This is a genomic window from Nocardioides solisilvae (assembly GCF_003194625.1).
GTDB classification, from domain to species: domain Bacteria; phylum Actinomycetota; class Actinomycetes; order Propionibacteriales; family Nocardioidaceae; genus Nocardioides; species Nocardioides solisilvae.
Genome location: NZ_QHKX01000002.1, coordinates 307372 through 321586 on the forward strand (window position 1 = coordinate 307372; position 14215 = coordinate 321586).

Annotated in this window: 12 protein-coding genes; 1 reads left to right on the plus strand and 11 read right to left on the minus strand. The window is 73.3% G+C overall.

From position 1 onward, the window contains the following. Positions 1-20: 20 nt before the first annotated feature. The 4 genes from DNK53_RS07480 to DNK53_RS07495 form a co-directional block, all read right to left on the minus strand. Entirely contained in the window at positions 21-1337 is a 1317-nt protein-coding gene (locus DNK53_RS07480; protein WP_239456414.1) for a M16 family metallopeptidase, read from the minus strand. Positions 1338-1414: 77 nt separating this feature from the next. Then, a complete protein-coding gene (locus DNK53_RS07485; protein WP_110181688.1) occupies positions 1415-3640 on the minus strand; it encodes a polyribonucleotide nucleotidyltransferase in 2226 nt (741 codons plus the stop codon). Between the two features lie 287 nt (positions 3641-3927). Further along, positions 3928-4203 (minus strand): 30S ribosomal protein S15, encoded by a 276-nt coding sequence (gene rpsO, locus DNK53_RS07490; RefSeq protein ID WP_110181689.1) that lies wholly within the window; start codon positions 4201-4203, stop codon positions 3928-3930. Between the two features lie 180 nt (positions 4204-4383). Beyond that, positions 4384-4650 (minus strand): DUF6458 family protein, encoded by a 267-nt coding sequence (locus DNK53_RS07495; RefSeq protein ID WP_110181690.1) that lies wholly within the window; start codon positions 4648-4650, stop codon positions 4384-4386. 229 nt (positions 4651-4879) lie between these two features. Here DNK53_RS07495 and DNK53_RS07500 point away from each other — a divergent pair, with 229 nt between their 5' ends. Continuing rightward, the gene (locus tag DNK53_RS07500; protein ID WP_110181691.1) at positions 4880-7027 is read left to right on the plus strand and encodes a molybdopterin-dependent oxidoreductase; all 2148 of its coding nucleotides are present in this window, start codon (positions 4880-4882) and stop codon (positions 7025-7027) included. Between the two features lie 15 nt (positions 7028-7042). Here the strand turns inward: DNK53_RS07500 and DNK53_RS07505 are convergent, their stop codons facing one another. The 7 genes from DNK53_RS07505 to rimP all read right to left on the minus strand — a co-directional run bounded on the left by DNK53_RS07505 (position 7043) and on the right by rimP (position 14205). Beyond that, positions 7043-7981 (minus strand): bifunctional riboflavin kinase/FAD synthetase, encoded by a 939-nt coding sequence (locus DNK53_RS07505; protein ID WP_110182376.1) that lies wholly within the window; start codon positions 7979-7981, stop codon positions 7043-7045. Positions 7982-8003: 22 nt separating this feature from the next. Continuing rightward, positions 8004-8888 carry a tRNA pseudouridine(55) synthase TruB gene (truB, locus tag DNK53_RS07510; RefSeq protein ID WP_110181692.1) on the minus strand — a complete coding sequence of 295 codons (885 nt, stop codon included), beginning with the start codon at positions 8886-8888 and terminating at the stop codon, positions 8004-8006. Next, positions 8885-9358 (minus strand): 30S ribosome-binding factor RbfA, encoded by a 474-nt coding sequence (gene rbfA, locus DNK53_RS07515; protein WP_110181693.1) that lies wholly within the window; start codon positions 9356-9358, stop codon positions 8885-8887. Before rbfA ends, truB begins: the two co-directional genes overlap by 4 nt. A 66-nt stretch (positions 9359-9424) precedes the next feature. Continuing rightward, on the minus strand, positions 9425-12247 hold the full coding sequence (gene infB / locus DNK53_RS07520) for a translation initiation factor IF-2 (RefSeq protein ID WP_110181694.1): 2823 nt from the start codon (positions 12245-12247) through the stop codon (positions 9425-9427). A 95-nt stretch (positions 12248-12342) separates the two neighbouring features. Next, positions 12343-12702, minus strand: coding sequence for a YlxR family protein (locus tag DNK53_RS07525; RefSeq protein ID WP_110181695.1), 360 nt, complete (start codon positions 12700-12702; stop codon positions 12343-12345). A 34-nt stretch (positions 12703-12736) separates the two neighbouring features. Then, on the minus strand, positions 12737-13717 hold the full coding sequence (gene nusA, locus DNK53_RS07530; RefSeq protein WP_110181696.1) for a transcription termination factor NusA: 981 nt from the start codon (positions 13715-13717) through the stop codon (positions 12737-12739). Next, entirely contained in the window at positions 13717-14205 is a 489-nt protein-coding gene (gene rimP, locus DNK53_RS07535) for a ribosome maturation factor RimP (protein ID WP_239456415.1), read from the minus strand. Before rimP ends, nusA begins: the two co-directional genes overlap by 1 nt. Between the last annotated feature and the right edge of the window lie 10 nt (positions 14206-14215).

Here is a 14215-nt window from a genome sequence, read left to right on the forward strand (position 1 = left end):
CGGCGGACCGAGCCGGGGGCTCAGGACGCCGGGTCCGCCTCCGGCGCGGGACCCACGACGGCCAGCACCTCGGGCTGGAAGAAGAGCTCCGCCGCCAGGCTGCGCACCTCCTCGACCGTCACCGCGTCGATGCGGGCGAGCATCTCGTCGATGCTCAGCAGCTCGCCGTGCAGCAGCTCGGCCTTCCCCAGCCGGGACATCCGGGCGCCGCTGTCCTCCAGCCCCAGGACCACGCTGCCGCGCAGCTGCCCCTGCCCCCGGCGCACCTCCTCCTCCGAGATCCCCTCGGACCCGACGCGGCGCAGCTCGGAGCGGACCACCTCGAGCACCTCGTCGACCTTGGACGGGAGGCACCCCACCGAGACGCCGACGAGTCCGGCGTCCTCGTGGTGGCTGCCGAAGGAGTAGACGGAGTAGGCCAGGCCACGGCGCTCGCGCACCTCCTGGAAGAGGCGTGAGGAGGTCCCCCCGCCCAGCGCCGTGTTGAGGACCCCCAGCACGAAGCGCCGCGGGTCGCTGCGGGTGATCCCCCGCACGCCCAGCACCAGGTTGACCTGCTCGAGCTGGCGGTGGGCCGTCGTCGTGCCCGCGTTGACGCGGCGGGCCGGCGCGCCGGTGCGCGGACGCACGGGCGCCTCGTCCCCGATCAGGAAGCTGTTGCGGTCGAAGGCGCGACGGACCTGACGCACCACGGAGGCGTGGTCGACGTTGCCCGCCACCGAGACCACCATGGAGGCGGGCCGGTAGTGCCGCCGGTGGAAGCGCGCGACCTGGGCCCGGGTGAGCGCCGAGATCGACTCGTGCGTCCCGGCGATCCCGCGGCCGAGCGGGCTGTCGCCCCACGCCTGCTGGGCGAAGAGGTTGTGCACGACGTCGTCGGGGTCGTCGTCGTGCATGGCGATCTCGTCGAGGATCACCTCGCGCTCGGCCTCGACGTCCTCCTCGCTGAGCAGCGAGGAGGTGATCATGTCGCCCAGGACGTCGACGGCCAGTGGCAGGTCGTCGTCCAGCACCCGCGCGTGGAAGCAGGTGTACTCCTTCGCCGTGAAGGCGTTGAACTCGCCGCCGACCGCGTCGAGGGCGACGGAGATGTCCATCGCCGAGCGCTCGCGGGTCCCCTTGAAGAGCAGGTGCTCGAGGAAGTGCGAGCACCCGTGCAGGGAGGGCGACTCGTGGCGCGACCCGACCGCCACCCACACGCCGATGCTCGCCGAGCGCACGCCCGCCATCTGCTCGGTGATGACCCGGAGACCGCCGGGCAGCAGCGTGCGTCGCACGCGGGAGGTGACCTGGCCCTCCGCGTCGCGGACCGTCTGCAGGGTTCGGGTGGAGCCCACCGGCTGACCCACCAACGACTGGGAAACGGCCGACCGGCCAGCAGGAACCTGCTGGCCGGTCGTCCTGGGGCGCTTCGTCACTCGGTCCCGGCGTCCTGGTCCCCGGACTCCTCGGAGCCCGCCTCGTCCTCGACGACCGGCACCAGCGACAGCTTGCCGCGGTCGTCGATCTCGCCGATCTGGACCTGGATCTTCTGGCCGACGGAGACGACGTCCTCGACGTTGTCCACCCGCTTGCCACCGGCCAGGCCGCGCAGCTTGCTGATGTGCAGCAGCCCGTCCTTGCCCGGCATCAGCGAGACGAACGCACCGAAGTTGGTGGTCTTCACGACGGTGCCGAGGTAGCGCTCGCCGACCTCGGGCATCGTCGGGTTCGCGATCGCGTTGACCGCGGCCTTGGCAGCCTCGGCGGCCTCGCCGTTGGTCGCGCCGATGTAGACGGTCCCGTCGTCCTCGATCGACAGCGTCGCGCCGGTGTCGTCCTGGATCTGGTTGATCACCTTGCCCTTCGGGCCGATGACCTCGCCGATCTTGTCCACGGGCACGCGGACGGTGATGATCCGCGGGGCGTGGACCGACATCTCCTCGGGGGCGTCGATGGCCTCGGCCATGACGTCGAGGATGGCGTGGCGGGCGTCGCGCGCCTGCTTCAGGGCCGACCCCAGGACCTCGGCGGGGATGCCGTCGAGCTTGGTGTCGAGCTGGAGCGCGGTGACGAACTCGCGGGTGCCGGCGACCTTGAAGTCCATGTCGCCCATCGCGTCCTCGGCGCCGAGGATGTCGGTCAGCGCGACGTACTCCGTCCTGCCGTCGACCTCGCCGGAGACGAGGCCCATCGCGATGCCCGCGACCGACGCCTTCAGCGGCACGCCGGCCTGGAGCAGCGACAGGGTCGAGGCGCAGACCGAACCCATCGAGGTGGAGCCGTTGGAGCCCATCGCCTCGGAGAGCTGGCGGATCGCGTAGGGGAACTCCTCGCGGCTCGGCAGCACGGGCAGCAGCGCGCGACGCGCGAGGGCGCCGTGGCCCACCTCGCGGCGCTTGGGCGAGCCCACGCGGCCGGTCTCGCCCGTCGAGAACGGCGGGAAGACGTACTTGTGCATGTAGCGACGGTGCTTCTCGGGCGAGAGCGTGTCGAGCTGCTGCTCCATCTTGAGCATGTCGAGGGTGGTGACGCCCATGATCTGGGTCTCGCCGCGCTCGAAGAGCGAGGAGCCGTGGACCCGCGGGATCAGGCCGACCTCGGCGTGCAGCGGCCGGATGTCGGCCAGGCCGCGACCGTCCATGCGGATCTTGTCGCGCAGCACGCGCTCGCGCATGAGGTTCTTGGTCAGCGACCGGAACGCGGCGCCGATCTCCTTCTCGCGACCCGCGAAGTCGCCGCCGATGCGGTCGAGCAGGGAGGCCTTGATGGCGTCCATCCGCTCCTCGCGCTCCTGCTTGCCCACGAGGGTGAGCGCCTCGGTGGTCTCGTCCTTGGCAGCGGACTCCACGGCGGCGTACACGTCGTCCTCGTAGTCGAGGAAGATCGGGAACTCCTGGACGGGCTTCGCCGCCTCCTTGGCCAGCTCGGCCTGGGCCTCGCACAGCTGCTTGATGAAGGGCTTCGCCGCGTCGAGACCCTCGGCCACGACCTCCTCGGTCGGCGCCTTCGCGCCGCCCTGGACGAGCTCGACGACGGCCTCGGTGGCCTCCGCCTCGACCATCATGATCGCCACGTCGCCGGTCTCGGTGACCCGGCCGGCCACGACCATGTCGAAGACCGCGTCCTCGAGCTGGCTGTGGCTGGGGAAGGCCACCCACTGGCCGTCGATCAGCGCCACGCGGACGCCGCCGACCGGGCCGGAGAAGGGCAGGCCGGAGAGCTGGGTGGAGATGGAGGCGGCGTTGATCGCCAGCACGTCGTACGGCATGTCGGGGTCGAGCGACAGCACCGTGATGACGACCTGGACCTCGTTGCGCAGGCCCTTCTTGAAGGTCGGGCGCAGCGGGCGGTCGATGAGGCGGCAGGTGAGGATCGCGTCCTCGCCCGGCCGGCCCTCGGACCGGAAGAACGAGCCGGGGATCTGTCCCACGGCGTACATCCGCTCCTCGACGTCGATCGTGAGGGGGAAGAAGTCGAAGTGGTCCTTCGGCTGCTTGCTGGCGGTGGTCGCCGAGAGCAGCATGGTCTCGTCGTCGAGGTAGGCGGTCACCGAGCCGGCGGCCTGGCGGGCCAGCAGGCCCGTCTCGAACTTGACGGTGCGCTTGCCGAACTTGCCGTTGTCGAGGACGGTCTCGACGGCGGAGATGGTGGGTTCCACGTAGTGGTCCCTTCTGTTCGCGGAGCGCACCCGCGGACGACCAGCCCCGTGCGGGGCATGGGCCGGTCTTCGATCGAGGCTCGCAGGCGCCCGACCGCGACGGTCGGCTCCTGAGGGCCACTACCGAGGACCGGGCCGAGTCGGCGGGTCGCTCCTGGATGATGGATCTTCAGTTGTGTGCGACGGCCCGAGGGGGACGTCGCAGGCGGGCAGTGCTCTGCACGCACCTGCCAATGTAGCGAGAAATGCCGAGGAGGGCCCACTCCGGGGAGTGGGCCCTCACGACGTCAGCGGCGAAGGCCGAGGCGCTCGACGATCGACCGGTAGCGGTCGATCTCCGTCTTCTGCAGGTAGTTGAGGAGACGGCGACGCTGGCCGACCAGCAGCAGCAGGCCACGACGGCTGTGGTGGTCGTGCTTGTGCTGCTTGAGGTGCTCGGTCAGGTGGGCGATGCGGTGCGACAGCAGCGCGATCTGCACCTCCGGCGAACCGGTGTCACCCTCGGTCGTCGCGTACTCGGCGATGATCTTCTTCTTGGTCTCCGCGTCAGTACCGATGGACATGCGCAGGCTCCCTTCCGGCCCACCAGGGGCTCGTTCGTTGCGCGGCGCGCCGGGGCCTGTTCACCCGGGCACTCTCGATCCGCGGCCGTTGGACGGCACGTCGCCCGCACGCGGGCAACCGGACGAGGATATCAGCGCGACGGCGGGGCCGCCCAATCACCGGGCCGGGACCGCACCGCCTCAGACGGCGGGCGGGGGCGGCGGGTCGGCCTCGACGTGGCGCTCGGTGGTGGCCGTGCGGCCGTGCGCGTCGGTGGTGGTTGCCACCGTGCTCTGCCGACGGCGCGAGTTCTGCTGCACGATGCTCAGCAGCAGCAGCGCCACGCCGGCCAGGGTCAGGATCCACCCCACCATGCCGAGGTTCACCGGGCCGACCTGCTCCTCGCTGATGGCCAGGGACAGGATCAGTCCCAGCACGATCAGTCCGACCGCTCCTCCGTAACCCATCTGGTGGCTCCTTCGAGTCGTGTCCGGGCGCCACCGCGGCGCCCGCGGCCGGCTCCGTACCCCGGCGGGCTCGCACCCATGCCCAGCCGTGCCCCAGCCCTGCCCCGGCGATGCCCCGGCCGTGTCCGGGCCATCCGCTCGCCGGGTCCCGGCCGCGCCCTCGGCGCGGCGGGAGGGGTTGTGCGCGCAGACCATGTGCCGGGGCGCCGCGCGGTGGCAGGATCGGGCGATGAGCACCACCCGAGCCGGCAGCCCCGAAGTGCGGCGCCGCACCGCCTGCAACCTGTGCGAGGCGATCTGCGGCCTCGAGCTGACCCTGGTCGACGACGTCGTCACCGGCGTGCGGGGGGCCGAGGACGACCCGCTCTCCCGCGGCCACGTCTGCCCCAAGGGCGTGGCGATCGCCGACGTCCTGCACGACCCCGACCGGCTCCGGCGGCCGGTACGGCGGCACGGTCCCGCCGACGACCCGCGGTGGGAGGAGATCGGCTGGGACGAGGCGCTCGACCTGGTCGCCGACCGGCTGGCCGCGACCGTCGAGCGGCACGGCCGGGACGCCGTCGCGGTGTACCTCGGCAACCCCAACGTGCACAGCCTCGGCTCGATGACCCACGGCAGCGCGCTGCTCCGCACGCTCGGGACGCGGAACCGGTTCAGCGCGACCTCCGTCGACCAGCTCCCCCACCAGCACGTCGCCCGGCTGCTCTACGGGCACCAGCTGCTCCTCCCGGTGCCCGACCTCGACCGCACCGACCTCTTCGTCGTCCTGGGCCACAACCCGATGGTCTCCAACGGCTCGATGATGACGGTCCCCGACTTCCCCGCCCGGCTGCGGGAGCTGCACGCCCGGGGCGGACGCATGGTGGTCCTGGACCCGCGGCGCACCGAGACCGCCAGGCTCGCCGACGAGCACCACTTCGTGCGCCCTGGCACCGACGTGCACGTGCTGCTGGCGATGCTGCACGTCGTCCTCGCGGAGGGGCTCGCCTCCGTGCCGGAGTGGGCGGACGGGGTCGACCGTGTCCGGGAGGCGGTGGCCGGCCACACCCCGGCCCGCGCCGCGGAGGCGAGCGGGGTGCCGGCCGAGGTGGTCGAGCGCCTCGCCCGGGAGCTGGCCGCGACGCCGCGCGCCGTCGTCCACGCCCGGATGGGCGTCTCCACGACCGAGTTCGGCACGGTGGCGCAGTGGGCCGTGCAGCTGCTCAACATCCTCACCGGCCACGTCGACCGGGTCGGGGGCGCCATGTTCACCACCCCCGCCGTCGACGTCGTGGGGCGCGGGCTGGTCGGGAAGGGTCACCACGGGAGGTGGCACTCCCGCGTCCGAGGCCTCCCGGAGACCGGCGGCGAGCTCCCGGTGGCCGCGCTGCGGGAGGAGATCACCACCCCGGGTCCCGGCCAGGTGCGCGCCCTGGTCACCAGCAGCGGCAACCCGGTGCTCTCCACGCCCGACGGCGCGGCGCTGGACCGCGCCCTGCCGGGCCTGGACTTCATGGTCTCGCTGGACTTCTACGTCAACGAGACGACCCGGCACGCCGACGTCGTCCTGCCGCCCACCTCCCACCTCGAGCGGGACCACTACGACCTCGTCTTCCACGCGCTGGCGGTCCGCGACACCGCCCGGTTCTCGCCCGCCGTCGTGGCGCCGGACCGCACGCAGCGCCACGACTGGCAGATCCACGCCGGGCTGGTCCGCCGCCTGCAGCGCCGGCTGGGGGTGCCCCGGGCGCAGCGACTGCGGAGCGCCGCCCGCCTCGCCCTCTCCCCCACCCGCACGGTGGCCCTGCTGCTGGCCACCAGCCGGACCGGCGTCACCCTGCGCCGGCTGCGGCGGACGCCGCAGGGGGTCGACCTGGGACCGCTGCGACCGGGGCGCCTCCCCGAGCGGCTCCGCACGTCCGACCGCCGGGTCGACCTCGCGCCGGCGCTCGTCGTCGACGACCTCCCCCGGGTCCGGGAGGCGCTCGGGTCGCCCCCGACCGGGGACGACGGGACGCTGCTGCTCGTGGGGCGCCGGCACCAGCGCGACAACAACTCGTGGATGCACAACACCCCCCGCCTGACCAAGGGGCGCGCGCGCCACGAGCTGCACGCGCACCCCGACGACCTGGCCGCGCGCGGGATCGCCGACGGGGAGCGCGTCCGCGTCGCCTCCCGGGTCGGCGAGGTGGTGGTGGAGGTGCGCTCCACGAGCGACATGATGCCGGGCGTGGTCTCGCTCCCCCACGGCTACGGCCACGGCCGTCCCGGTTCGGGCACCACGCACGCCGGGACGGTGCCCGGCGTCTCGGCCAACGACCTCACCGACCCCGAACGGCTCGACGTGTCGGGCAACGCGGCGCTCAACGGCCTCCCGGTCCGGGTCTCGCCCGCCTGAGCGGGCGCTGCCGGGTCAGGCTCGGAGGACCTCGCGGGCCCGGCCGACGTCCTCGTGCATCTGGGCGACCAGGGCCTCGACCCCCTCGAACGCGACCTGCCCGCGGAGCCGCTCGACGAACTCGACCTCGACCTCGACGCCGTACAGCTCCAGGTCGTCGCGGTCCAGCACGTAGGACTCCACCCGACGCGCCCGCTGGCCGGCGAACGTGGGGTTGGTCCCGACGGAGATGGCGGCCGGGTGTCGCTCGCCCGTGTCGCGGCGCACCAGCCAGCCGGCGTACACGCCGTCGGCGGGCGCCGCCTCCGCCGCGGACGTCGGCACGTTGGCGGTGGGGTACCCGAGCTCGCGGCCGCGCTGGTCGCCGCGGACCACGACGCCGCGCACGGAGTGCAGGCGACCCAGCGCCTCCGCGGCCCCGCTCACGTCGCCCGCGGCGAGGCACTGGCGGACGTAGGTCGAGCTCCACACCTGCGGACCGCCGTCGAGGTCCACGCCCTCGGTCTCGAAGCCCCGCTCGGCACCCGCCCGGGTGAGGAGGGCGACGTCGCCGGCGGCCTTGTGACCGAAGCGGAAGTTGGCGCCGACCACCACGGCCCGCGCGGAGAGCGCGTCGACCAGGATGCGGTCGACGAAGGTCATCGGGTCCCAGGCGGCGACCTCGCGGTCGAAGGCGACGACGAACACGGCGTCCACGCCGGCCTCGGCGAGCAGCGCCGCGCGGGTCGGGACCGAGGTGAGGGTGGTGGGGGCGTGCTCGGGGCGAAGGACCGCCATGGGGTGCGGGTCGAAGGTCACCGCCACCACGGTCCCCACGCCCAGCCGCGTGGCCGTCGCCCGTGCCTGCTCCAGGACGTGCCGGTGCCCACGGTGGACGCCGTCGAAGTTGCCGATCGAGACCACGGTGGGTCCGAGGTCGGCCGGGACGTCCGCGAGCGATCGCCAAATCTGCACGACGGGCATGCTACGGGGCGGCTCAGCCGACGAAGACGGCGACCGGACGCGCTCCCTCGCCCGAGGGCTCGTAGAGCGCCAGGAACTCGCCGTCGGGGGCGAAGACCGCGTGCTCCCCCGCTCCGGGCAACGTGCGGGACAGCCGTCGACCCACCCGGACGTCGCGGGCCTCGGCCTCGTCGAGGTCGACCGCGGGGAAGGTGCTCCTGGCCGCCTCGGCGATCGGCACCACCCGGAAGTCGTCGGCCAGCTGCTCCAGCGTCCGGGCGGACCCCAGGTCGAAGGGGCCGACGGCGGTGCGACGGAGCGCCGTGAGGTGGCCGCCCGTGCCGAGGTCTCGGCCCAGGTCCCGGGCCAGGGCCCGCACGTAGGTGCCGCTGGAGCAGCGCAGCGAGATCCGGACGTCGGGCAGGTCCACCTCGTGCACCACGAGCTCGTGGATCGTCACGGGGCGGGCCGCCAGCTCGACCTCCTCGCCGTCGCGCACCCGGGCGTAGGCCCGGCGGCCGTCGACCTTGATCGCCGAGACGGCGGTCGGCACCTGCTCGATCCGGCCGACGTACCGCTCGAGCCCGCGGCGGACCTGCTCCTCGGTGACGTGGGACGTGTCCCGCACCTCGAGGACCTCGCCCTCCGCGTCGTCGGTGGTGGTCGTCGCGCCGAGCCGGACCGTGGCGTCGTAGGCCTTCTCGGTGAGCATGAGGTGGCCCAGGAGCCGGGTGGCCCGGCCGACGCCGAGCACCAGCACGCCCGTCGCCATCGGGTCCAGGGTGCCGGCGTGACCGACCTTGCGGGTGCCCGCCAGGCGACGGACGCGCGACACGACCCCGTGGGAGGTCGTCCCGCCGGGCTTGTCGACCACGACGATCCCGGCCGGCGCCTCACCCGCGGTGGCCGAGGCGCTCACGCGTCGTCGTCCGCGTCGTCCTCGTCGTCCTCGTCGTCGCCGTCGTCCGCGTCGGGCCGGGGCTTGCGGTACGGGTCCTCCTCGGAGGCGTACGTCGCACCGGCGCGCTGGGCGGCGACGGCCTCGTCGCTCGCGCGCGCCGCCGCCAGGACCTCGTCGAGGTGCCGGGCCGTCTCCGGGAGGGCGTCCCGGACGAACTCGAGCGTCGGCACGTGGCGGGTGCCGAGCTGCTTGCCGACCTCGGAGCGGATCAGGCCCCGGGCCGACTCCAGGGCGGCCGCGGAGCCCGCCGCCTCGTCCTCCTCGCCCAGCGCCGTCCAGAAGACGGTCGCGTGCTGGCTGTCGCCCGAGACCCGGACGTCGGTGACGGTCACGAAGCCCAGGCGCGGGTCCTTGATCCGCCGCTCCAGCATCTCGGCGACGACGACCTGGATCCGGTCGGCGATCTTCCGCACCCGTGGGTTGCTCATGTTCCTACCTTCGTCAAAATGTCGAGTCGGCGCCAGCCTCGCAGCTGGCGCCGACCCTGGGGTGTGTCAGGAGCGCGGGATCTCGCGCAGCTCGAACGACTCCACGACGTCGCCGATCTTGATGTCCTGGAAGTTCCGGAGCACCAGACCGCACTCGAAGCCCTCGCGGACCTCGGACGCGTCGTCCTTCTCGCGCCGCAGCGAGGACAGGTCCAGGTTGTCCGCGACGACGTTGCCGTCGCGCAGCACCCGCACCTTGGCGTTGCGGCGGACCGTGCCCGAGGTGACCATGCAGCCGGCGATGTTGCCCGCCTTGGACGAGCGGAAGATCTCGCGGATCTCCGCCTGGCCGAGGACGGCCTCCTCGTACTCCGGCTTGAGCATGCCCTTGAGGGCAGCCTCGATCTCCTCGATGGCCTGGTAGATCACCGAGTAGTACCGGATCTCCACGCCCTCCTTGTCGGCCATCTGCGCCGCCTTGCCCTGCGGGCGGACGTTGAAGCCGATGATGATGGCGTCGGAGGCGGCCGCCAGGTCGACGTTGGTCTCGGTGATCGCACCGACACCGCGGTCGATGACGCGCAGGGTGACCTCGTCGCCGACGTCGATCTGCGCCAGCGAGTCCTCGAGGGCCTCCACCGAGCCGGACACGTCGCCCTTGAGGATGAGGTTGAGCTCCTGGCTCTCGCCCTTCTCCATGGAGGCCATGAAGTCCTCGAGGGTGCGGCGCACGCGACGCTTGGCCTGCATGGCCGCGCGCTCGCGGGACTCGCGCTTCTCGGCGATCTGACGGGCCATCCGGTCGTCGTCGACCACGATGAAGTTCTGGCCCGCGCCCGGGACGGCGCTGAGGCCGAGCACCATGGCCGGCCGCGACGGGTCCGCCTCGGTGAGCTCGTTGCCGAACTCGTCGAGCATCGCCCGCACCCGGCCGTACGCCGGGCCGGCCACCAGCGAGTCGCCGACCCGCAGGGTGCCGCGCTGGACCAGGACCGTGGCCACCGGGCCGCGACCGCGGTCCAGGTGCGCCTCGACGACCAGGCCCTGGGCGTCCTGCGTGGGGTTGGCCCGCAGGTCGAGCGAGGCGTCGGCGGTGAGGACGACGGCCTCGAGCAGCTTGTCCAGGTTGAGCTCGGACTTGGCCGAGACGTCGACGAACATCGCGTCGCCGCCGTACTCCTCGGGGATCAGGCCGTACTCGGTGAGCTGGCCGCGGACCTTGGTCGGGTCGGCGTCGGGCTTGTCGATCTTGTTGACCGCGACCACGATCGGCACCTCGGCGGCGCGGGCGTGGTTGAGCGCCTCGACCGTCTGGGGCATGACGCCGTCGTCGGCCGCGACCACGAGGATCGCGATGTCGGTCGCCTGGGCACCACGGGCACGCATGGCGGTGAACGCCTCGTGACCCGGGGTGTCGATGAAGGTGATCCGGCGGTCCTCGCCGTCGACGTCGGTGTGCACCTGGTAGGCACCGATGTGCTGCGTGATGCCACCGGCCTCCTTGGCGCCGACGTTGGCGTTGCGCAGCGCGTCGAGGAGCTTGGTCTTGCCGTGGTCGACGTGACCCATGACGGTGACGACCGGCGGCCGGACCACCAGGTCGGACTCGTCGCCCTCGTCGGAGCCGAACTCCAGGTCGAAGGACTCGAGGAGCTCGCGGTCCTCGTCCTCCGGGGAGACGACCTGCACGACGTAGTTGAGCTCCTCGCCGAGCAGCTCGAACGTCTCGTCGTTGACCGACTCGGTCGCGGTGACCATCTCGCCCAGCGAGAAGAGCATCTGCACCAGGGCTGCGGCGTCGACGTTGATCTTCTCGGCGAAGTCGGTCAGCGAGGCGCCGCGCGGCAGGCGCACGGTCTCGCCGTCGCCCTTGCGGACCCGCACGCCGCCGATGGTCGGGGCCTGCATGGCCTCGAACTCCTGGCGACGCGCCCGCTTCGACTTGCGGCCACGACGCGACGGGCCGCCGGGGCGGCCGAAGGCGCCCTGGGTCTGGCCGCGCTGGCCGGGACGACCGCCGCCGGGGCGACCGCCGCCGGCGGGGCCGAAGCCGCCACCGGGACGACCGGCGCCGGGACCGCCCGCGCCGCCACCGGGGCGACCCGGGGCACCGCCGCGACCACCGGGACCGGGGCGCCCGGGGGCACCCGCACGCCCGGGGGCGCCGCCGGGTCCGCGGCCGAAGGCGGCCGGGGACTTCGGCATCATGGCCGGGTTGGGCCGGGGCATGCCGGGTCGGGCACCCGGGGCGCCGCCCTCACGGGCTGCCGGCGGCCGCGGGGGCCGCTGGTCGTCGCCGGGGGCACCGGCGCCGGGCGCCGGGGCGGCGGGGCGACGGCCCATGCCCTGGCTCGGGGCGAACGGGTTGTTGCCCGGGCGCGGGGCGCCGGGGCGGCCCACAGGACGCGGGGCCGGGCTGGGCGCCTTGGGCGCCGGCGCTGCAGGCTTGGGCGCGGCCGCGGCGGGCGGGGTCGCGGCGGCCGGCGCAGCGGGGGCAGCCGGCTCCTCGACGGGGGCCGGGGCGGCCGGCTCCGCCGCCGCCGGCTCGGGGGCGGGGGCGGGCTTGGCCTTGGGGCCGGGACGGGGGCCCGGGCGCGCCGCGCCGGCGGCGGGCGCCGCGTCGGGCGTCGCTGCGGGGGCCGCCGGGGACGCCGGCGCCTGGGCGGCGGGGGCCTTCGGGGCGGGGGCGGCGGCCTCGGGGGCCGGTGCGGAGGCACCGGCAGCCTTCAGCTGCTCGCCGTACTGCTTCTTGAAGCGCATCTCGACGGGGGGCTCGACCGTCGACGACGCCGACTTGACGAACTCCCCCATCTCCTTGAGCTTCTCGAGAACGAACTTGCTCTCGACGCCGAACTCCTTGGCGAGTTCGTGGACTCGGGTCTTGGCCACGTTAGAACGCTGCTCCTTCTGGCCCGAGCCCCGCGGAGGGGTGTTGCGGACCGTTAGTGGTGGTGCTGGCTCATCGGAAAGTACTCATCGAGTGCTCATGAGCTGCCTGCTCCAGTTTCTTGTCGGTCGATCACGGTGGGACGAGCGGTGAGGTGGTCCTCCAGCGGCGTGAGCGCGAGCGCCTCACGGACCCTGAGGGCCCGGGGGAACGCCCGCCTGCGCACCGCCAGCTGCAGGCACTCGGAGGTGGGGTGCAGGTGCGCCCCTCGCCCGGGTGCCGTGCCGGCGGGATCGGGCACCACGGCCGGACGGCCGTCGGTCCCCGCGCCTGCCACCACGCGCAGCAGCTCGCTCTTCGCGGCCCGACGCCGACACCCCACACAGGTCCGAACCGGACCGGGGGCAGGGAGAGTCGTCGTACGAACCACTGGGACCAGCCTACCGCGAGGGACCATCGATTTCCGAACCGGGGACCGGGGCCCCGCCCGCCTACTCCCCCTCGCGGGGCTCCTCGTCGGAGCGGATGTCGATGCGCCAGCCCGTGAGCCGCGCGGCCAGCCGGGCGTTCTGCCCCTCCTTGCCGATGGCCAGGGAGAGCTGGAAGTCGGGGACCACGACGCGGCAGGCGCGGGCGGCGGCGTCCAGCACCTCGACCGAGGTCACGCGGGCCGGGGACAGGGCGTGCGCGACGAGCTCGGCGGGGTCCTCGGACCAGTCCACGATGTCGATCTTCTCGCCGTGCAGCTCCGACATGACGTTGCGGACCCGCTGGCCCATGGGGCCGATGCAGGCGCCCTTGGCGTTCACGCCCGGCACCCGCGAGTGGACCGCGATCTTGGTCCGGTGCCCCGCCTCACGGGCGATCCCCGCGATCTCGACGGTGCCGTCGGCGATCTCGGGCACCTCCAGGGCGAAGAGCTTCTTGACCAGGTTGGGGTGGGTGCGCGACAGGGTGATCTGCGGGCCCCGCATCCCCTTGCGGACCGAGACCACCAGGCACTTGATCCGGGTGCCGTGGGTGTAGGTCTCGCCCGGGACCCGCTCGCCGACCGGCAGCAGCGCCTCGAGCTTGCCGAGGTCGACCATCACGTCGTCGGGGTTGCGGCCCTGCTGGATGACGCCGGAGATGACGTCGCCCTCCTTGCCGGAGAACTCCCCGAACCGGATGTCGTCCTCGGCGTCGCGGAGCCGCTGCAGCATGATCTGCTTCGCCGTCGTCGCGGCGATCCGGCCGAAGCCGTCGGGGGTGTCGTCGTACTCGGCCACGACGTTGCCCTCCGCGTCGAGCTCGGAGGCCAGCACCGCCACGTGCCCGGTCTTGCGGTCCAGCTGGACCCGCGCCCGGTCCTGGGCGCCGGGGGTCTTGTGGTAGGCCGTCAGCAGCGCCTGCTCGATCGCCTCGACGAGCACGTCGAAGGAGATCTCCTTCTCGCGTTCCAGCATCCGCAGGATGCCCAGATCGATGTCCATCAGTCGTCCTCGTCCTCGTCCTTGCGGTTGAACTCGACCTGCACCAGGGCCTTGGCCACGTCGGCGAGCTCGACCCGGTGGGTCTCGCCGTCCACGACCAGCTCCACCCCGGTCTCGTCGCTCGTCCCGATCCGTCCGGTCAGCTGACCGCCCTCCACCAGCTGGACCCGGACCAGCCGGCCGGCGTTCCGCCGCCAGTGCCGGGGCAGGGTGAGGGGACGGTCGACGCCGCGCGACGTCACCTCCAGCAGGTAGGGCTGCTCGCCCATCACGTCGGAGTCGTCGAGGACGCGCGAGACCTCCCGCGTCGCCTCGGCGACGTCGTCGAGGGTCACCCCGCCGTCCTTGTCCACCGCGACGCGCAGCACCCGACGCTTGCCGGCCGGGGTCAGCTCCACGGCCTCGACGTCGAGCCCCAGCACGGTCAGGGGGGTCGTCAGCTCCGCCTCGATGCGGTCCCGGGTGGCGTCACCCTTGGCGTTTCCCACGCGGTCGACC